Source organism: Ureibacillus massiliensis 4400831 = CIP 108448 = CCUG 49529, assembly GCF_000772965.1.
GTDB classification, from domain to species: Bacteria; Bacillota; Bacilli; order Bacillales_A; family Planococcaceae; genus Ureibacillus; species Ureibacillus massiliensis.
Genome location: NZ_JPVQ01000047.1, coordinates 1 through 21,401 on the forward strand (window position 1 = coordinate 1; position 21,401 = coordinate 21,401).

The window sequence follows — 21,401 nt, forward strand, 5'->3', positions numbered from 1 at the left end:
CTCTGTATTTTTCATTGCAATTCTCTGCATTTTTATCTTGCAAAATACAAGGGGAATTTTAAAAGTGAATTTAAATTGGAGATTTTTTCTGGAAGGAAGAAGTTTTACTGTTTTTTATACATTTGTTTTCTTATTGTTATTTATAGCAGCTATTACTAAATTGAATTTAATAATTTTTAATATTACACTAGGCTTGATTTGTTTGTTATTTGTTTTCAGAGTTATACATAGAAGAATGAATTTAAATAGATTAGTTTATTTTAATATAGATGAAAAAAATTATAAACAGGATTCAATAAAAAGAGGAGAACAATTAGGAGATCTTGTAGCTATAATATTATATATAATTTTGTGCTTAGATTTAAATATAAATATGATTGGTAATTTTAAGAATGATACTATAATAATGATAGTATTTTGTGCATTAGTATATTTACCAATCGCAAGCATATCTATATCGAAAAATAAAAAAATATTAAAAGTTATCACTATACTATTAGCTACATTTTATGGATTATTTATAATGCACTTTATAATTTTTATTCCATTAGCATTATTTATTAGCTATATAGGAAAAGTGGATTTTAGTGAATTTCAAAATTTATTGAGTAATTTTAAAGCTGAAGATATTGTAATACTTAGTTTTATATTAGAAACTAACCTTTTAGTAACAATTGTTTTTATTGCTTGTTCTATTATATTATTTTTAGTTTTTATATTTTATACTCCTCCCTATCAGTTAGATGATTTAACTGATTCATTGAAAATTGCAAATCTAATTGTAGTAATCGTCAGTGTCATCATTTTTTACTATGCTAATGTGTCCTGGGAAAAAATAGTGAGTGTAATTAATGATATAAATAACTTAGAATTTGATGCAAGTTTAACTAGTGAAGAAGATTTTAAATTCAAAAAATTTGTCGAAACCTTTTCTAAAAGCAATATAATTAATTTAGGTTATATTCTTCTATTACCTTATGTTTTAGGAATCACTATTGCTAATCTAGTTGTCGATATTTTGAAAAAGCGATATAAAAGGAAAGCGACAAGTTCTTTAGATTCATTATTAAATTCTGAAAGAAGTTTAAATCAAAATGAAATAGAATTATTGAGAAAAAAGTTTGTTTATAATGGTGGAGAAAAATATAATTTGAAATTATTAACACTTATTAAGAATGAAGATTTTAAAAAACACGGTATAGAGAGCACTAAAGATGAAGAGCTTTTCTCATAATATTTAATTAAATCTATAAAACGTTTAAGGTTAGGTGGATTTTCATGAAATATCATGCGATTATTAATTATTTAGATACTAAACATTATTGGTGGAACTATTCAAAAGAAAATTTAATAGACAAAATTTTGATACCATTTATTAATGGTCAAGTTATTCCAATAAAGTCCGGGGAAAAAAAGAAAATATTAAACATGAAAAATACTACATTACTTTCTATTTATAGAACAGAGGAATCCTTAAATAAAATATCATATTGCCCTATTAAAAAATTTATGTCTTCTGAAGAATTCGGGAAGTACGACTGCACAGAGGAGGTATTAAATGAAGTTAAAAACAATATTTCTGAGAGTCATACTCGTTCAATAATTGAGCAAAAGTTTTCAGAAGTTAAAAACCAAGTATTTGTTATCATGAAATTTAACGATGATGAATTAGATTCTGCATATGAAGGTGTAATTGAGCCGGTTATTAAAGACTTTGGGTTAGACTGTATTCGTGTGGATAAATTACAAGATTCAGGAAAAATAAATGATCAAATCATTGAAAATATAGCTACAAGTAAATATATATTGGCGGATCTAACTGGGGAACGTCCTAATTGTTATTACGAAGCAGGGTATGCGCAGGCATTGGGTAAAGAGGTAATATTGACAATAAAGCAAAATGAGAAAATTCATTTCGATTTATCGGGAAATAGATTTATTCAGTGGGCAACTGAGGCCGATTTTAGAAATAAATTAAGGGAAAGATTTAAATTTATAACAGAAAAGAATGAAGGATAAAATCTAAATAAAAATCCTATATATCAGTTGTCGTAGTTAAAAACGTATTTAATGTTCAAAACAATGAGTTAAAAACTCTTATAAATACGGTTGTTACAACAAACAGTGGTGTTGCTCCTAGAACCCCCGCCCCGTCTCCATAAATAGAATTCAAAAACGCCAAAATCCTTTAATAGAGTTTTGGCGTTTTTTCATTATCATGTATACTCAGTGGCATAAAACCTATCTGCTATACTAAAAATTGTTAATTATCCATCTTTAACTAAGTCCACGTATGGTTATAACTATAACTCAAAACTTTTAGCGCCTGCTTGTATTAATAAATTGATAATCTCTGTATTTCCATAATATTCAGCTTCATTTAGAGGTGAGTAACTATCTGTAGGAGTTAAATTAATATCGGCTCCATGTTTAATTAATTCTTCTACAATTTCTGTATGACCACTTACAATGGCCCTTATTAATGGTGTGGACCAGCCTATTTGATTTACATCTGCCCCAGCTTCTATTAAGGTGATTAAAATCTCATTATGTCCTTCATCTGCAGCAACTATTAGTGGGGTAAATCCCTCATATTCATAGTTAGGATCTGCACCATATTCTAATAATAGTTTAACTGCTTCTAAGTTATTATTATATGTACTATCTACTAATAGCGAATATCCATGGTCGTTAACACTATTCGGATCTAAGCCATTTTGTAGTTGTTCTTCTAAAATAGTGTTATTTTCAAAAAAGGGTTCATAATAATCATAAAAATCCTCATCCTCAATAATGAGATCTTCATTATCATTGATGGCTTGTTCTTTAGCTTGTTCTACGGCTTCTGGGTAATAGACTTGATCGTATATTCTGCTAACTAAATTCTTTTCCGTCCCATGATCTACTGGTCCATCATTATAAGTTAGTGATGCAATTGCTGCATATTCATTTCCTTCATATACTTTAAATTTCATAACTACATTAGTCACTTCACCTGTACTTGGGGAGACCATATCTCCGGTAAATTCAACGATTCCCTTCGCATCTCCTGGTCTTTCCCCTTGAGAAAATTCAATACATTTCCATTCTGTTGTAGAAAAGAAGTCTGAAAAAGCCTCTTCTATAGTTAATCCTCTGCCCCATGCTTGTTGTTCGAATTCTAATGTGGCATTCTGTACCGTTTCGATTAAACCATTTTCATCTATTCGATCCATTTGTAGTGCTCCATCGATAGAATCATTTAATCCATTTTCTTTATTACAACCTACCAAAAAAATAGTACTACTAATTAATATTAAGAACACAAAAATGTAATGCTTATCATTCATTAAATTTCCTCCATACGGTTGCTTATCTAATTTTTATATTACTAGATTAATATTTCTATTATATTACTATTAAAAATGATTTGAATTGGAATTTCCATATCAAAATATTATTTGATGAGTTCAATAGGTTATAGATTGAAAGTAACTTAGATAGTAACAAAAAAGGGGACGTATTAATTACAAAAAAATAATGTGCATGGAGTATGGCTGTTTCAGCATTTGTTTATTTGTATAGAAAAGATGGTGGAGTATAATAAACACTCTTTTCAGCATTTGTTTGTTAGTCCCAATTAATTGCATACCTTTAAGCATGCAAGGTGAAAAAAGCCTACAATTCAACTCTATCTTGGATGTAGCAATAGATATGTAATGTATTTAATATAGTAATTGTTATCAATAAATTTGTAACCGTTTTCAATTTAAAGAATAAAAACAACAAAAAATACATTTTGTTCATAAAAATCACGAATAGATGTCTTGGTTAAGGAATCATGTCCCTGACTTCATTAATGGCTGACCATATGGCATGAAGAGCAAATTAAGGGAATTTTACGAATCACGCTTTGTGATCTAGCTTTTATGCATCAAAACCAATCGAACGTAGAAACCATACTAACATTAGTAGCACGAACCAAGGCCGTCGTTTGTGCTACTATTTTTTTTAGTAGAAGTGAAGGAGATCAACTAGTATCAGGGACCATGTAATCCGTATAAAAAACAGACCATGTTCACGCGCTTATTTGAACAGTTTAGTAGGATGGGTCCAAGAAATCGTGTCTAAAAAAGGGAAAAAGGTAAGACAATGTGAGACTTCTAGGATTGGTAAAGAGAAGTAGATAAAATGAAGCGTGTTATAGCTTTTGATGTAAGTAAAGGAAACGCACAATGATTGCCTATGACCGTTATAAACGCTGTGAATTCTAAGGAGAGTTTGAACATATTCTCACTAGTTTTTTAACACATCTTGAATGACTAATGAAAGTAACGATGTTAGATGGACAAGCATCTGAAATTGTATTTGAAGCGACATGTTTGGGATGGGGTACACTAGCCTAGGGGTAAGAGGTAAAAACTGTTTGTCTCGCAACTAATAAAAATAGTTTGAGAAGGTTGTTTCGACACAAACCTTCTCAAGAATTCTTTATTCTAGTAAATTATGTACTCAACAGCCATCACAATTGTTATTTTCAAGGAAACAATAATGCAATTCAACTAACTCCCCAGCTTAGAAGGCTGTAAAAACTGATTAATTGCGATTAAAGCAGCTCCGACCACAATTGCTTTATCCTGAAGGGTTGAAAATTCAATTTCCGTTTGGTCCATGATGTAGGAACTACTAGATTGTGAATTAAACTTGTGGAAAATCTCTTTTTTAATATAGTTTTGAAGTAATGTAATTCGATTGCCAATGACAATTTTCGAAGGGTTGAATGTATAGATTAAATTCATTAACCCGATGGCAATATAGTGTCCTATATCAGTGAAAACCTTTTGTAAGTTGTGATCATTTGCATATAACGGAAGTATTTTTTCGATGCTCATGTCCGTCACATTTAGGGCTTTTTCGGCTTCCTGTATAAACGCGTATTCTGAAGCATAGGCTTCCCAACAGCCAATGCGTCCACATTTACATGTTTTCCCGTCCATTTGGATAATCATGTGACCATTTTCCCCGGAAAATCCAAGTTCACCATGATATAGTTCTCCGTTTATGATGATACCGACCCCGATTCCGTAACCAATACTAACAAACAGCATATTTTGGTGCTGCATATTATGAATAAATGAAAACTCCGCAAAGGCACCAGCATTCGCTTCGTTACTAATGTAAAGTGGATAGTCGACATACGATTTTAGCTGCTGTACTAAATCGATGTTCTGCCATCTTAAGTTTGGTGCGTGAATAATCGTGCCATCCATTGCAATTGTGCCGGGAACCGCAACTCCTAATCCAATAATGTGATAGGGACTTTTCGGGACTTCCTCTGTTAGAAGTTGAATCATCTGAATAATTTTTTTAAAATAATTTTCAAAAGCATTGTCTGTAATTTCCTGCTGGATGTCAAAGACGATTTCACCATCCAAGTTCGTCACAATACCGCGTAAATAGTTTACCCCGATGTCGATGCCAAGTGCATAACCAGCTCGTTCATTCAGTTTTAGCAAAGAGGAACGTCTACCGCCAGTGGATTCTTCTTTTCCAGCCTCTACAATAAATTGCTCTTCAATTAACTCTTTTACAAGATTTGCAACTGTTGCTTTTTTTAAATTCGTATTCTCAATAATTTCATTGCGAGATATATGCGACTTCAGCAAAACTTGCTGTAGTATTAATTCTTTATTTAGCTTTTTTCCAATTTTCTGGTTCCAAGACATGGTGTCCCTCACTCTCCTAAACATTATTATATTGTCATAAAGCAGAAGATGAAAAGTATAAAATAAACTTTGTTTACCCAATAGACAAAGTTTTATAGTCATGTTATTATAACTTTAAATTACAGTATATTACATTAATTGGGAATAAGGGGGAAATTTTCAATGGAGAAATGTAAGGGGTTTCATTTTTTATTTGTCATGCTTTTAGCAGTTTTAGTTTTAGCCGCATGTGGTCAAGATTCAGGTGCAGGATCAAGTTCAAGTACAACTACTGACAGTAGCTCAAACACAGACAACGTAGAGAGTACAGACAAGGATGATAGCTTGAAAATTGGTTTATCGGTTTCTGACTTAACGTTAGAGCGTTGGCAACATGACCGTGATTTCTTTATCGCAAAAGCAGAGGAATTAGGGGCAGAGGTCATCGTACAATCAGCAGATGGTGATGAAGCACAACAATTATCACAAATTCAAAACATGCTTTCACAAGGCATCGATGTGTTAGTGATCATTGCGATTAACTCTGATTCATTATCAACAGTTGTAGAGCAGGCGAATGCAGAGGGTGTGCCAGTATTGGCGTATGACCGTCTAATCAACAACGCTGAAATCGCTGCATACGTATCATTTGATAATGTACGCGTAGGGGAAATGCAAGCGGAATACTTAGTAAACTTAAAACCAACAGGGAACTATTTCTTAATGGGTGGTTCACCAACTGACAACAACGCAAAAATGTTCCGTGAAGGACAAATGAATATTATTCAACCGTTAGTAGATAAGGGTGACATTAAAATTGTCGGTGATCAATGGGCTGACAATTGGGATGCAAACGAAGCATTAAAAATTATGGAAAATGCTTTAACGGCTAACCAAAATAACATCGACGTAGTAGTTGCTTCAAATGACAACACTGCAGGTGGTGCTATTCAAGCGTTAGATGCACAAGGTTTAGCGGGAAAAGTACTTATTTCTGGTCAAGATGCTGACTTAGCAGGTGTTCAACGTATTGCAGAAGGCTTACAAACTATGACGGTTTACAAACCAATTAAAACAATTGCTGAGAAGAGTGCCGAAGTAGCGGTACAGCTGGCAAAAGGTGAAGAAGTGCAGGGCGATGCAACAGTAAATAACGGTGTAGTTGATGTGCCTTACATTAAGCTAGATCCAATATCCGTTGGTAAAGATGACATTATGGATACTATCATTGCAGATGAGTTCCATTCTTATGAAGATGTATACAAAAACGTGCCAGAGAGTGAACGTCCATAGTTAATTTTCATATTAAACAGGCTGGGAAATAAATAATTTCAAAATTTATTTATATTAAAGGTTGTAATTATTTGCTATGACTATTTGTTGCTTGGAACGTAGGCGGCGACTCCTGCGGGAGAAAAGAGCAGTTCGAGACCCCGCAGAGCGAAGCTCGAGGAGGCTCGAAGCTCGCCCGCGGAAAGCGTCCGCCGAAGTGGAAAGTAACATAATTTTAATGCCAAAATCTGCTAATCAGTTTGTACTTGAATAGCAGATTTCTCACTTTTGTCCCAGCCTCTTATTTTAAAATTTACATTCTACTAATCTCAAATTGTCAAAATACAAGACGTTAGTGAGGGGAAATTATGGAGTCATTTGCTCTTGAGATGAAAAGCATCACGAAGGAATTCCCTGGAGTAAAAGCGCTTGATAATGTAACGTTCTCTGTTCGTAAAGGTGAGATTCATGCGCTTTGTGGTGAAAATGGCGCGGGAAAGTCAACTTTAATGAAGGTATTAAGTGGCGTTTATCCACATGGTACATATTCGGGAAGCATTTTCATTAACAATCAAGAAATGCGTTTTAAGAATATTAAAGAATCGCAGGATGCAGGGATTGCGATTATTTATCAAGAACTTGCATTGATTGAAGAACTATCGATTGCTGAAAATTTATTTTTAGGTCATGACTTAATGCGCCAACCAATCATTAATTGGAATGAAATTTACAAACAAGCCATTATTGCCTTGCAAAAGGTCGGCTTACAAGTTGACCCTCAAATGGCTGTAAAAGAATTAACAGTAGGGAAGCAGCAGCTAGTTGAGATTGCAAAAGCCTTAATGAAAAAAACGGATATTTTAATTTTAGATGAGCCGACAGCAGCTTTAACAGAAAGTGACGTGGCTGTATTGGTGAAATTATTAAATGAACTCAGACAACAAGGTGTGTCATGCATTTACATTTCTCACAAGCTAAGTGAAGTTATGGAACTAGCAGATTCTGTTACGATTTTACGAGATGGTAAGACGATTTCAACAGATCCAATCACCGAGATGACAGAAGATAAAATCATTACCAAAATGGTCGGTCGTGAGCTGACAGAGCTGTTCCCTTACGAGCCTCATCCTATTAGTGATGAAAAAGTTTTATGTGTTGAAGACTATACTTCTTTTGATAAACATGGAAAAAAGGTTGTAGCGGATATTAATTTCCATGTGAAAAAGGGAGAGATTTTGGGCGTTTCCGGGTTAATGGGTGCGGGACGTTCCGAATTGTTTATTAGTCTATTTGGTGGGCTGCCTGGGAAAAAGCAAGGAACCGTTACAATCAACGGCAAAAAAACAAATATAAAAGTGCCTTCAGATGCAATACGTGAGGGTCTAGCCTATGTATCCGAGGATCGTAAACGATATGGGCTTGTGCTAGGTATGGACATTACGAAAAATACAACTCTTATCGCCTTAAATAAGGTTATGAAACTAAAAATGATTAACCAGGCGTTGGAGGTAAAAGAGGCAAAAGAATTGACGAGCCGCATGAAGCTGAAAGCAGCCAATTTAGATGTTGAGGTAGGTAAGTTAAGTGGTGGTAATCAGCAAAAAATTGTTCTAAGTAAATGGCTAATGAATAATCCTAAACTATTAATCTTAGACGAACCAACACGTGGTATTGATGTTGGGGCAAAATATGAAATCTATAAAATTATGAATGAGCTAGTACAGCAAGGTGTAGGAATTGTGTTGATTTCATCGGAGTTGCCAGAGGTATTGGGGATGTCGGACCGCATTATCGTGATGAGCCACGGTCGTATTACTGGTGAATTTACTCGGGGGGAAGCAACACAAGAAAAAATTATGGTTTGTGCGACTGGGGGAGAAAAAGTTGTCTAACGAACAAGCGATGATTGAACAACCACAGCTAGATAAGAAAGATCGAAAATTACCGTTTAAGTTTGATTTGCAATCCTACACGTTAATTATCTCTTTAATTAGTATTGCTGTGATCTTTACCGTTTTAACAGGCGGGGATTTTTTATCTTCCCGAAATATTTCGAACTTATTTACCCAAATGGCTGTTATCGCTATTTTAGCAGTGGGGATGACGCTCGTCATTGTTGCTGGACATATTGACTTATCAGTTGGATCAATTGTTGGGTTAACTGGTGGTATTGCTGCGATGCTTCAAGTATGGCATGGCTGGAGTACACCGGTTGTTGTACTTGTTGCACTTGCGGTAGGTGCCCTTTTAGGCTTATGGCAAGGTTGGTGGATTGCATATCGTGCAGTACCGGCATTCATTGCCACACTCGGTGGGATGCTTGTATTCCGTGGAATATTATTAGGTCTTTCACAAGGGAAAACGGTTGCGGGGCTAGATGATTCGTTTAAACAAATTGGGAACAGCTATTTACCTTTTGCGCTTGGCTACATCATCGTTGCTGTGGCAATTGTACTCATAATTTTCTTTACTATACGAAATCGAAAAAAACGTGCTGAAATGGGCTTATTGCTATTGCCAGCTTCAATAGATTACGGAAAAGCGGCGATCTATTCTGTAGTTATGTTCCTCATTACCTATATGCTAAATCGTTATTTGGGGGTACCAATACCATTTTTAATTGTTGTCGTATTGGCTTTATTCTTTATTTTTGTAACGAATAAAACAGCGTTTGGCCGTCGTGTATATGCCATTGGTGGGAATGAGCATGCAGCAGCATTATCAGGCATTAATATTAAACGTAATACTTTAGGGGTATTCGTCATTATGGGTGCATTAGCTGGGGTTGCGGGTGTGCTGTTAACCGCTCGTTTAAACGCTGGAACAGTGTCAGCTGGCGATGGCTACGAGCTAGATGCAATTGCTGCTTGTGTAATCGGTGGTACAAGTTTAGTTGGTGGTAAAGGTAGAATTATCGGTGCTTTAATTGGTGCTTTAATTATGGCGGCAATTGATAACGGTATGTCGATGATGAACATCGGAGCTTACTGGCAATATATCGTAAAAGGCTTAATTTTAATTTTAGCTGTATGGGTAGATATCGTCAGTAAAAACAAATAATAGGAGGCAACAGATATGGCTTACTTTAAGGATATTTCAAACATTCAGTACGAGGGACCACAATCCAATAATGGTTTAGCATTTAAGTATTACAATCCACAAGAAAAAGTGGGCGACAAAACGATGGAAGAGATTTTACGTTTTGGGGTAGCGTATTGGCATACATTTACGTATGAAGGTGGCGATCCATTTGGTGCAGGCAATATGCAACGTTCTTGGAATCACTACACAGACATGGACTTAGCCAAAGCACGCGTAGAGGCTTCATTTGAGTTTTATGAAAAGTTAAATGCGCCATTCTTCTGCTTCCACGATGTAGACATAGCACCCGAAGGCTTAACGTTAGCCGAAACATACAAAAACTTAGACATCATTGTGGATGAAATTGAACGTCATTTAGCTACATCAAAGACAAAGCTTCTTTGGAATACAGCGAATATGTTTTCCCATCCACGCTTCGTACACGGTGCTGCTACTTCACCAAATGCGGATGTTTTTGCTTATTCAGCAGCTAAAGTAAAAAAAGGCTTAGAAATTGCAAAGCGCCTAAACGCAGAAAACTATGTATTTTGGGGCGGACGTGAAGGGTATGAAACATTACTCAATACAAATATGAAGCTTGAACAAGACAACCTTGCGCGTTTCTTCCATATGGCAGTCGATTATGCAAAAGAAATTGGCTTTGAGGGTCAATTTTTAATCGAACCAAAGCCAAAAGAACCGACAAAACACCAATATGATTTCGATGTAGCAACAGGTATTGCCTTCTTGCGCACTTACGGATTAGAGGATAAATTCAAGTTCAATATTGAAGCGAACCACGCAACGTTAGCGGGTCATACGTTTGAGCACGAGCTACATACTGCCCGTATTCACGGCATGTTAGGTTCTGTCGACGCAAACCAAGGGGATACATTATTAGGGTGGGATACAGATGAATTCCCAACTGATCTTTATACGAATACGCTAGCGATGTATGAAATTCTGAAAAACGGTGGTCTTGGAAAAGGTGGATTAAACTTCGATGCGAAAGTACGTCGTGGATCATTTGAACAAGATGATCTATTCTACGCACACATTGCAGGGATGGATTCGTTTGCAATCGGCTTAAAGGTGGCGCATCAATTACTGGAAGACCGTGTTTTAGAAGACTTCGTTGATCGACGCTACGATAGCTACAACTCTGGTATTGGTCAAAAAATCGTTGCAGGGACAACAAACTTCAAAGAGCTTGAAGAATATGCACTTGGCTTAACGGAAATTAAAAATACATCTGGCCGTACAGAAAAACTAAAAATGATCATTAACCAATATTTAATAAACACTCTAAAGTAATTGTTACTTAAGGGACCTAAGTATACAGGCTGTCTTATAAGGTTTTCCTTGTAAGGCAGCTATTTTTTCAGGACGGGAGGTATTTAGCATGAAGTACGTAATAGGGATTGATTTAGGAACAAGCGCGGTGAAAACGTGCTTAATGAATGAGCAGGGACAAATTATAGATGAGGCATCGTGTGCGTATAAGCTATACCAAGAGAAGCCTGGTTTTTCAGAACAGAAACCTCAAGATTGGATAGATGGTGTAATGTCAACGATTCAAGAAATTGTTGGCCGTTATACAGGGGAAGTAGCCGATATCATCGGAATTAGTTACTCCGGTCAAATGCATGGTTTGGTGTTATTAGATGAAGCGGGTGAGGTGCTACGTCCGGCGATTTTATGGAACGATACACGTACAACTGCGCAATGTGAAGAAATTGTTGCGAAAGTAGGGAAAGAACGGTTATTGGCCATTACAAAAAATCCTGCTTTAGAAGGCTTTACTTTACCGAAAATTTTATGGGTGAAGGAGCACGAACCGGAAACCTATGCGAAAGCGAAGCACTTTGTTTTACCGAAAGACTATGTTCGCTATGTGATGACAGGTGAACTTCATATGGAACGCTCGGATGCCGCCGGAACGCTTCTATTAGATATTGAACGGAATGATTGGAGTACAGAAGTGGCGGAAGCTGTCGGGATTGATCGTGCACTTTGTCCACCACTCATCGATGCGACGACAGAGGTCGGTACATTAACAGAAGCATTTGCAAGGGCTACAGGATTATCATCTACGACAAAAGTATATGGTGGCGGTGCGGATAATGCATGTGGTGCTGTCGGCTCTGGCATCGTGACAGGCGGCAAATCCATGGTCAGCATCGGTACATCAGGCGTTTTACTATCATTTGAACAAACGCCAGACAAAAATTTTGGTGGCAAAGTACATTACTTTCATCATGCTGTGACAGATGCGTATTATACGATGGGTGTTACGTTATCTGCTGGGCACTCACTTAAATGGTTTAAGGAGACGTTTGCGAAAGAAAGTTCTTTTGATGAGTTATTAGCAAGTACAGAGGACATAGCTGCTGGCAGTAACGGACTTTTATTTACGCCTTATTTAGTGGGTGAACGTACACCGTATGCAGATAGTGTCATTCGTGGAAGTTTTATCGGGATTGACACAGCACATACACATGCACATTTTGCTAAAGCCGTTCTTGAGGGGATTACATTTTCATTACGTGATACGTTAGAAATTTTCCGTTCGTCTGGTAAGGATATTCGAGACATCATCTCTATTGGTGGCGGTGCTAAAAATCCACAATGGCTACAAATGCAGGCGGATATTTTTAACGCAAACATTTATCAATTACAAAATGAACAAGGTCCGAGTATTGGGGCGTGTATGATAGCGCTTGTTGGTTCGGGGATCGTAGCTTCTTTTGAAGAAGCCGTAGAAAAATGTGTTGCTATTGGTGAAGTATTCGAGCCAATTGCTGAAAATGTTGAGGTCTACAATGAAATTTACAACGTGTATACACAAATTTATGCACAAACGAAATCTTTAAATGAAGCATTACAAGCATTTCGTTAGGAGGAATGGGATATGACAAAGGTAAGATGGGGAATTTTAAGCACAGCTGACATTGCACAAACACAAGTCATTCCTGCGATTCATCGTGCGAATAATGCGGAGGTTGTAGCTATTGCAAGCCGAGGAGATAAAGTTTATAAGGTTGCACAAGCGTTACAAATTCCACGTGCGTATGAAAGCTATGACGAGCTGTTATTAGATGCGGAGGTGGATGCGATTTATATTCCACTACCAAACGATATGCATAAAGAATGGTCTATGAAAGCTGCATCTTGTGGCAAGCATGTTTTATGCGAAAAGCCAGTTGTACTAGCTGAGCAGGATTTAGAGGATATTTTAGATGCCTTTAAAAAGAATGACAAAGTCTTTATGGAAGCTTTTATGTATCAATTTCATCCACAGCATGCGCGAGTGAAAGAAATACTGGCAAGTGGTGAAATTGGGCAGGTGAAATTATATAAATCGAGCCACTCATTTTTATTCGAAAATCGAGAAGGCAATATACGTATGGATGCAAAGAAAGGTGGCGGCGTCCTTTGGGATCTTGGGTGTTATTCGCTACATGCCATGCAGCATCTTCTCGATGAAGAGGTCGTATCGATGTCTTTCAAGGCACAGTTTGACAAGGAAGCGGGTGTCGATGTGACGACTTGTGGCATTGTTGAGTTAACGAATGATGTTATGGCGATCATTGATTGCAGCTTTAACATGGTCGGACGCAATGAATACGAAATCGTTGGCACTAAGGGGTCAGTGAAGGTAAAAAACGCCTTCCGACCAGATGTTTTTGGCGGTGACGCACAAATACTTGTGACTAAGGGTGCAACAGAGCGAATCGAATATGTTCAAGGTGATATTTACAAACTCGAAATTGAATATTTCTCTAATAAAGTGCAAGATGGAACTTCACTCGACGATCAACATGCGGCATCACGTAAAACGACCAAATTATTAGTGCAGGCATATGCAAGCTTGAAGGATGCGTAATATGGAAAGAACAATTACACAAAAGCGATTCGGGCAGGTAAATGGGCAGGACGTTGTACAGACGGCCATGCAAAATTGTAGTGGGATGCGTTTTGCTAGCTGTACATATGGGGCAACCATTACAGAAATTGCAGTGCCAAATCGTGATGGGTTAATCGAAAATGTGGTATGTAGCTTTGGACGAGTGGAGAATTATGTGTCACAGCCGCAATTTTTCGGCTCTACGATTGGCCCATTTGCTGGACGACTTGAAAATAGTGAATTGGTCATAAAAGGGCAGTCACTTCATGTAACGCCAAACGAAGGGGAGCATCTGTTACATGGAGGTAGTGCGGGTTTCCATGCGAAAATTTGGGAAGTCCAAACGTTTGAGGAAGAAGATCGTTTAACGACGAAATATTCTTTAATTTATGATGAGGAATATCCAGGAGAGTTACAACTAGAGGTAAGCTATTCGTTGCTGGAAACGAATGAGGTGGTCGTAAACTATAGTGGGGTAAGCAGTGAGGATACGCTGCTGAATATGACAAATCATAGTTATTTCAATTTATCAGGGGATTTAAAGGAAACGATCCATGCACATACGTTGGTAATGAATGCGACTCGCTATATTCCCATTAATAAGCAAGGTTTACCACTAGGCGAACCATTGGACGTTACTGGTACGGTATTTGATTTTACGCAGGGAAAGGCATTATCGGAAGTCATTGGCGCTACAGATGAACAGGTGTGCTTGGCAAACGGCGGTTTAGACCACCCGTTTTTACTCGAGGAAGGCGTGATTGTATTAGCCGATGAAAAAAGCGGGCGTCGGCTGAATATTATCACCCAGGAGCCTGCTGTGGTTGTTTATACAGGTAACAAAATAGGTTCAGGCTATTCCTTTAAGGAAGCTGCAGCACAAAACTTTTTAGGGATTTGCCTAGAGGAACAAAATGTCCCAAATAGTAGCAAATATCCTCACTACCCAAGCGCATTTTTAGAAAAAGGCGCCCGATATTCAAAAACAACTAGGTATAAATTTGAGGTTAATAGAGGGAAATTAACATTTAGATAGAAAACGCCAACATCCATTCATGATGAATTAGATGGTACTAAGAACTTGGATTAATATGCTGTAAACTACAGAAAATGGATTGTCTTCTAACAAAACAATCCATTTTCTTGTTAATAATTTTTTTAATTCAATTCAAGCGTTTCATTAATGTCTGTCGATTGGGAACTTTGCCCTGTCATACGTTTATAGTAATAGGCAACCTTTTTAATGAAATTTCCTGAATCCCAATATTCAGCTGCTTCGACTTTTACCTTTATTAAGATAACGTTAGGATCCTCATAGGAGGTTTGCATAATTTTATTGTATACTTTGCTCCACAATTCCTTTTTCTTATTTAGATCCTCAACAATTTCTGCTCTACCACGTACAGAAACGTAGGAATCTCCTACATATGCCACATTAACATGTTGATCTTGGAGTATTTCATCATATTTATCCGTGTCTTTTTTTGTGAAAAACCATAAGTCGCCATCAAACTCTACTTCTTGTGTTTTCATAGGACGAGAAACTAGCCCTTCTTCAGTAGCGGTAGTCAACATAGCAATGTCTATCCCTTTAATTAATTCTCTTAATGTTTCGATTTCATTTTGATTCATCATGTTAGACAATTTATCACCTCTTTTAAGATTTATACTACCCTCTACAAAAACTATTATTCAAAAGTGTTACTTAATTAATTTGCTTCAAAGGGGCATTCCTAAAAATACAAGAAAGAAAATACATCTTAACATCTAAATGTAAATATTTTTTCATTACAACTTTTTAGACTCTTATAAAAGAGGAAACACTAATAAAAAGTTTCACTGGTTATTGAAAAATATTTCAAGAGAAGTAGGGAGATTCAGATGCTGCTCACAAAGTTATTACAAAAAGAAATGACTTCCAACCAATTAAAATATATTGCGATTATTCTCATGTTTTTTGATCATCTTTTTGCGGTTTTTCTTGATCAAAGTAGTTTAGAAGGTGCGCTTTCTCGTATACCAGGTAGGATTGTAGCACCGATTATGTGTTATTTGATTGCAGAAGGATATTTTTATACATCGAATGTTCATAAATACATTAAGCGGTTGTTAATTTTTGCGGCTATTTCACATTTCCCATATGTTCTCTATTTTGATATAACATGGTGGCGAGGAACGAGTGTTTTTTGGTCATTGGCTTTAGGGTTAATCGCTTTGGCAGTGGTGAAAAATAACAAGGTTCCGCTTTACTTAAAAGTACTGGCAGTGATTGTATGTTGCATACTTGCCGTACCTGCGGATTGGTATTATATCGGAGTATTATGGATTGTATTCTTTGGCATATTTAGAGGAGATATAGGGAAGCAATTGATGAGCTTTGCGATTATCGGTGTTTTCCTCCATGTTTTCCATTCAATATACGATAATGGTTGGTTATGGGCGAATCAGTTAGGAATGTTTTTAGCCGTACCGTTATTATTAATGTACAAAGGAAAACAAGGTAGAAAATCCAAATTTTTAAAGTGGGGATTCTATATCTTTTATCCGTTACATCTATTATTATTATATTATATCTATATAATAATTTACGCTTAACGGAGGAGGATTTATGACAAGATTATTTAATCGAAAAGACTCTATATTATTTCCACTTCTGTTGGCTTTATTTTTAATACTTTCAGCTTGTACGGCTTCACCTTCTGAGGACAAAGTAGATTCTGGGGATGTTGATAAGGGAGATTTAAAAAGTGTATCAGCAGATCCTCAAGAAACGTTTGATTCTATTGAACCGATTGATCAAACTTCTCCTCCTGAACCAAAGCCTTACGAAGGAGATTTGGAATTGTCAGTCATCGGTGCAACAGGATTTACTTCAGTGCAATTAGAGTTAAAGGACGCTGCAAATAAAGATTCTGAAACAGTTCAGATACTTGAAGCAGGTACAGCTTTCGAGATTTTGAAAGAGGATGGTGACTGGTGGTTAATACAAAATGAAAATTCTTATGGATGGGTACTACACAAGTATTGTTTTATCAATCTACCTGATGTAATTCCGTCGATCATTTATAATAATACAAATACTTATTCTGCCAAATATTTATCTTCAGGTAAATCAATACCAAATATTACAGGGGAAACACTATATCAAGGGAAAACTTTTAATAAGAGACTTGGAAAAGAGGAATTTATTGTTCCTGTTTTATATTCAATGTCTAAAAAGATTTATCTTGCTCAAAGCTACGCGTTAGCAGATGGGAACTCTTTAATCATCTATGAAGGATACCGCCCCTATTCAGCGCAACAAGCAATCGTAAATGAATTAACGAAATTATCTATGGTCGATTTTGAGGTTGCTGCTGGGATAAGTACGCCTCCCTGGTCGATTAATTGGTTTATTGCAACAAAGGTCTCCAATCATCAGGTTGGTTATGCGATTGATGTAAGTTTAGCAAAAGTCCACTCAAAAGAGGAGATTGCAATAGGAGAGTATGCAAGTATTGAAATCACAAATTATACAGAGTATACGATGCCTACAGCAATGCACGAATTGAGCTTGGCTTCAGCAACTTTCCAATCACCTGTTTCAGCAATTTCAAAAACAGCATGGAAAAATGCCAAGCTCTCTGACAAAATGAACGAAGCAGCCATCAATTTACAAACCTACAATACAAAAGCAGGACTCACACCGTTAGCTTCGGAATGGTGGCATTTTAATGATTTAGATGCATTGAATGAAGTGAAGGATAATAGTAGCGATGGTGGGTATGTTTTAACGGAAATCTATAGTGAACTACCCCCTACTAATAACGAAGCGCAAGACCAAATATAGTTAAAAAAGAAACCAAGTTGATTTTTATTGATTTGGTTTCTTTTTTAATAGTATCTATAATAGTAGAACTACATATGGAATTAATTGTCAGATTGTACAGTGTAATTAATGGAAAATAAATCTCTATATTAATATAACTTTTATAACAGAACTAGTAGTATTAACTAACTATTATTTTTTCAATCTATGAAATATTAAATACTACATATTTTTAATCTTTTCAAACAATAGACTATTTTTGTTTTGGGTTATAAGTTGAATATATTCTGAGCAAACTCTTGAAACTATAGAAAGAAATAACGAATTTGGTCTAACCTTGTATTATATTCCCCAATGTTAAATATACTCCTTTATGATTTAGCATTTTATTAGAATATAGATTTTTTATCTTTATAGGTTTCATCCTTTGATAATAGTATTATATTACAATGAATATAAAATATGGTAATATTTATAGTGAAGTGGAATTATATTAATTATATGAGGGATTAGAATGGATAAAAAATATCAGGTTTTTATAAGTTCAACATTTACTGATCTAAAAGAAGCTAGATACCAAGTATTAAACACTATTCTTTCTATGTATCATATTCCTGCTGGTATGGAGCTGTTTAGCGCTACTGATAGTAAGCAATGGGAGTTAATAAAAAGTGAAATATTAAGTAGTGATTATTATATCCTTATTTTAGGACATAGATATGGCTCTTTAACTGAAGAGGGAATTTCTTATACGGAAAAAGAATTTGATTTTGCTTTAGAAAATAAAATCCCAATTCTTGCTTTTATTAAAGATCGAGATACTCCAACAAGACCTTCCGAAAGAGAAAATGACCATATTTTAATTTTGAAACTTGATAAATTTTATAACAAGGTAATTCAAAATAGACTTTGTGAGTTTTGGATAACTGAAGAAGAACTTGCAAAAAAAGTTTCAGTTTGTTTAAACAAAGAATTTAAAAATTCAACAAGACCAGGGTGGATAAGAGATTATGAAACTACAAAGAATGTTAAAGATTACATAAAAATTTATTTAGATTCAAAATTAAAAGCTGGAATAAAGTCTATAACCGTAAAAAACTATACTCCTGAGTTGGAGATTCTAGGGAAATTCTTCGATACTACACCTATTAACATAATTACTTCTCAAAAAATTATGGAGTATTTGGAATATAGACAAGAGGCATTTAATGTTAATGCTAAATCAACATTGGAAACTATAAGAAGTGTAATTAAAACTTTTTTTCAATGGCTAAAAGATGAAAATTTAATAAAAAATAACCCAGTAGACAAGATACCTACGTACAAAAATAATAAAACACACGCTATACCAATAGAGTCAAAAAATATTGATAAATTAAGATTAAGTTGTGAAACATTAAGAGAAAGTGCAATTCTAGAAACCTTTTTATCTACAGGATGTAAGCTAGATGAGATTATTAATTTATCTATTAGAAATTTCGACCCGAATAATAAAACTATCCATATAGAAAAAACAAATATGAATCCAAGATTAGTTCCAATTAACGAAATTACTTTTATTGCACTTACAAAATATTTATCCTCTCGAGCTGATAGTGAGTCTTATTTATTTGTTACTGAAAGAAAACCATATAGACAACTAACCAGACGGGCTATACAATTTGATATTAATAAAATTGCAAGTAGAGTTTCATTAGAGAAAACTGTAAACACAAAGGCATTAAGAAGAACTTTCGCACAAAAACTAGTCGAGCAAGAGTGTCCTTTAAATATAATTCAATCTTTACTTGGTCATAGTAATATTTCAAATACTAAAGAAACTTACTTTACTATTAAAACTTCTAATTTAGAGGCTGTACGTAAATTTTTATAGAATAAGTAATACTTTGTCAGTCTTTATTAATTTGTTTTATATTAAAAATGCGTTTTCTAGTAAGTAAGTTACTAAAATAAACATTATGGATGAATTAATTAGTTATCTCAATAAAATTTACAGGTAAATTAATGGAAAATCTAGAAATCATATCATGGCTATTCCAAGATTGTAGTTTGAATCAGATCAATAACAAGGAAAAGTTTTTAAACTACCCTGTTATATATATTAAATGGCAAAAGAAGCTTACACCGTAGAAACCGTCTATTATAAACAACGCATGAAATCTTACATGAAAAATAAAGAACGGAAAATCTCGATTACAAACATTTAATTAAGCATGAACAGTTTAATAGTTCGGCGACTTTTCAACTTGAGACGAAGTTGATTAATTACTTTTTGGGTGATGAAAAATATAAGCTTCAAAATAAAAGTAAAACAACTAGTGATTTCACGCACAATTATTACAATAAATCATTCTATGACCAATCTGTTTTCCAAGAGCTTTGGTGTAAGCTCTATGAAGAAGTTATTGTACTAAATCAACAGCATGTAATAGAAAATAAGGACATATTTAAATTATCGCCTTTTAAAGAGTTATCATTGGATCAGTTGGACTTGAAAGAAAAGGTACTACATTTCTGTGAAGAACAAGTTCAGAATCAACATAGTGAATATCGAAGTTTATTCGCGATTCAAGGGGAAGCAGGAGTTGGAAAAAGTGTTGTTTTAAGCTCGATTTTCAATACAAACAAGAACATACAACTAAGACTTCTTCGCCTCTATACAAAACGGAAAATTATTTAGTTGTGAATCATGAAGAGATGTATAAAACCTATAAAGGAATTGCCTCTCAAGTTAAACATTTAAAAGGGAAGAACTTTGCGAAGCCGACGTCTTTAATTAATCAATTAAATAGGGAGGATAAAAAGGTTGATATTATTTTAGTAGATGAAGCGCATCTACTATTAACTCGACCAGATACATACAATAACTTTCATGCTCAAAATCAGCTGGAAGAATTCTTAAAACTGGATAAAGTTGTTGTGATTGTCTATGACAGTGATCAGGTATTAAAACTAAAAAGTTTATGGCAAGGGCTGACTCTGGAAAGATTAATTGGAAAAAACTCGTATACAGAATATTATCAATTAACCAATCAGTTCAGAATGCAAGCAAATGATGAAGTCATCGAGTGGATTAATCAATTTAAACAAAAACGTTTATTACCACTACCGTATGATGAAGAATATGAGTTGAAAGTTTTCGGTACGTTAAAAGAAATGCGTGAAGCGATAATAGCAAAAAATAATGCGCATGGATTAAGTCGAAGTGGTTTCAACATTTGATTATTTGCATAAAACAGATGGAGGAGTATATTACATTACAGAGGATAACGGGAAATATCAAATCCCATGGAATATAACAGAAAGCAAATTTACTTGGGCTGAGAAAGCTGCAACGGTGAACGAGGCCGGTTCTATTTATACAATTCAAGGATTTGATTTGAATTATGTTGGTGTAATACGTGGGACGTCTATATCTTATTATGAGCAATCTGATCAACTGGTTATCAAAACCGAAGAGTATAAAGATATAGGAGCATACTAAAGCACAGAATGAATTGAAAATGTCGACGCTGCAAAAGAAAGAATCATATTGAATTCCTTAAACATTTTAATAAAGTGTGGGATTAAAGGATTATATATATATACGAGTGACGATGCATTGTAAGCGTCAAATAATGCCCACCTAGTTATTAGGTGGGCATTGATG

At 35.1% G+C, this 21,401-nt stretch carries 18 protein-coding genes; 15 read left to right on the top strand and 3 right to left on the bottom strand.

All coding sequences use genetic code 11. From position 1 onward, the window contains the following. The coding region (locus tag CD30_RS16370) for a hypothetical protein (RefSeq protein ID WP_211254637.1) at positions 1-1,234 on the top strand (1,234 nt) is incomplete at its 5' end. A 44-nt stretch (positions 1,235-1,278) separates the two neighbouring features. Continuing rightward, the gene (locus tag CD30_RS19635) at positions 1,279-2,019 is read left to right on the top strand and encodes a hypothetical protein (protein WP_052126284.1); all 741 of its coding nucleotides are present in this window, start codon (positions 1,279-1,281) and stop codon (positions 2,017-2,019) included. Positions 2,020-2,303: 284 nt separating this feature from the next. On the opposite strand, the gene CD30_RS19640 is transcribed toward CD30_RS19635, so the two are convergent. Both CD30_RS19640 and CD30_RS16385 read right to left on the bottom strand, forming a co-directional pair. Next, a complete protein-coding gene (locus CD30_RS19640; protein WP_052126285.1) occupies positions 2,304-3,329 on the bottom strand; it encodes an ankyrin repeat domain-containing protein in 1,026 nt (341 codons plus the stop codon). A 1,212-nt stretch (positions 3,330-4,541) separates the two neighbouring features. After that, positions 4,542-5,705, bottom strand: a complete 1,164-nt coding sequence (locus CD30_RS16385) for an ROK family protein (RefSeq protein ID WP_036179277.1) — start codon at positions 5,703-5,705, stop codon at positions 4,542-4,544. Between the two features lie 162 nt (positions 5,706-5,867). On the opposite strand from CD30_RS16385, the gene xylF reads away from it, so the two are divergent. The 7 genes from xylF to CD30_RS16420 all read left to right on the top strand — a co-directional run bounded on the left by xylF (position 5,868) and on the right by CD30_RS16420 (position 14,980). Beyond that, positions 5,868-6,977: a D-xylose ABC transporter substrate-binding protein gene (xylF, locus tag CD30_RS16390; RefSeq protein WP_036179280.1), complete on the top strand. Its 1,110-nt coding sequence runs from the start codon at positions 5,868-5,870 to the stop codon at positions 6,975-6,977. A gap of 347 nt (positions 6,978-7,324) precedes the next feature. Continuing rightward, positions 7,325-8,848, top strand: a complete 1,524-nt coding sequence (locus CD30_RS16395; RefSeq protein ID WP_036179283.1) for a xylose ABC transporter ATP-binding protein — start codon at positions 7,325-7,327, stop codon at positions 8,846-8,848. A 10-nt stretch (positions 8,849-8,858) separates the two neighbouring features. Further along, the gene (locus tag CD30_RS16400; protein WP_036179306.1) at positions 8,859-10,016 is read left to right on the top strand and encodes a sugar ABC transporter permease; all 1,158 of its coding nucleotides are present in this window, start codon (positions 8,859-8,861) and stop codon (positions 10,014-10,016) included. 15 nt (positions 10,017-10,031) lie between these two features. Next, positions 10,032-11,351, top strand: a complete 1,320-nt coding sequence (gene xylA, locus CD30_RS16405; RefSeq protein WP_036179286.1) for a xylose isomerase — start codon at positions 10,032-10,034, stop codon at positions 11,349-11,351. Between the two features lie 88 nt (positions 11,352-11,439). Next, complete coding sequence (xylB, locus tag CD30_RS16410) at positions 11,440-12,936, top strand: xylulokinase (protein ID WP_036179289.1); 1,497 nt, start codon at positions 11,440-11,442, stop codon at positions 12,934-12,936. 12 nt (positions 12,937-12,948) lie between these two features. Further along, on the top strand, positions 12,949-13,923 hold the full coding sequence (locus CD30_RS16415; RefSeq protein ID WP_036179292.1) for a Gfo/Idh/MocA family protein: 975 nt from the start codon (positions 12,949-12,951) through the stop codon (positions 13,921-13,923). 1 nt (position 13,924) lies between these two features. Beyond that, entirely contained in the window at positions 13,925-14,980 is a 1,056-nt protein-coding gene (locus tag CD30_RS16420; RefSeq protein ID WP_036179295.1) for an aldose epimerase family protein, read from the top strand. Positions 14,981-15,102: 122 nt separating this feature from the next. On the opposite strand, the gene CD30_RS16425 is transcribed toward CD30_RS16420, so the two are convergent. Beyond that, positions 15,103-15,588 (bottom strand): pyridoxamine 5'-phosphate oxidase family protein, encoded by a 486-nt coding sequence (locus CD30_RS16425; protein WP_036179298.1) that lies wholly within the window; start codon positions 15,586-15,588, stop codon positions 15,103-15,105. Between the two features lie 237 nt (positions 15,589-15,825). Between CD30_RS16425 and CD30_RS16430 the strand changes: the two genes are divergently transcribed. The 6 genes from CD30_RS16430 (at position 15,826) to CD30_RS20695 (ending at position 21,236) form a co-directional block, all read left to right on the top strand. After that, entirely contained in the window at positions 15,826-16,539 is a 714-nt protein-coding gene (locus tag CD30_RS16430) for a TraX family protein (protein ID WP_036179300.1), read from the top strand. A 13-nt stretch (positions 16,540-16,552) separates the two neighbouring features. Further along, entirely contained in the window at positions 16,553-17,773 is a 1,221-nt protein-coding gene (locus CD30_RS16435; RefSeq protein WP_052126286.1) for a M15 family metallopeptidase, read from the top strand. A 493-nt stretch (positions 17,774-18,266) separates the two neighbouring features. After that, the gene (locus CD30_RS19645) at positions 18,267-19,625 is read left to right on the top strand and encodes a DUF4062 domain-containing protein (protein WP_052126287.1); all 1,359 of its coding nucleotides are present in this window, start codon (positions 18,267-18,269) and stop codon (positions 19,623-19,625) included. 384 nt (positions 19,626-20,009) lie between these two features. Next, a complete protein-coding gene (locus tag CD30_RS20590; protein ID WP_235802079.1) occupies positions 20,010-20,432 on the top strand; it encodes a DUF2075 domain-containing protein in 423 nt (140 codons plus the stop codon). Between the two features lie 2 nt (positions 20,433-20,434). Next, positions 20,435-20,974 carry a DNA/RNA helicase domain-containing protein gene (locus CD30_RS20690; RefSeq protein ID WP_268871105.1) on the top strand — a complete coding sequence of 180 codons (540 nt, stop codon included), beginning with the start codon at positions 20,435-20,437 and terminating at the stop codon, positions 20,972-20,974. After that, on the top strand, positions 20,958-21,236 hold the full coding sequence (locus CD30_RS20695) for a DNA/RNA helicase domain-containing protein (RefSeq protein ID WP_268871106.1): 279 nt from the start codon (positions 20,958-20,960) through the stop codon (positions 21,234-21,236). The genes CD30_RS20690 and CD30_RS20695 overlap by 17 nt, the downstream gene beginning before the upstream one ends. Positions 21,237-21,401 lie beyond the last annotated feature (165 nt).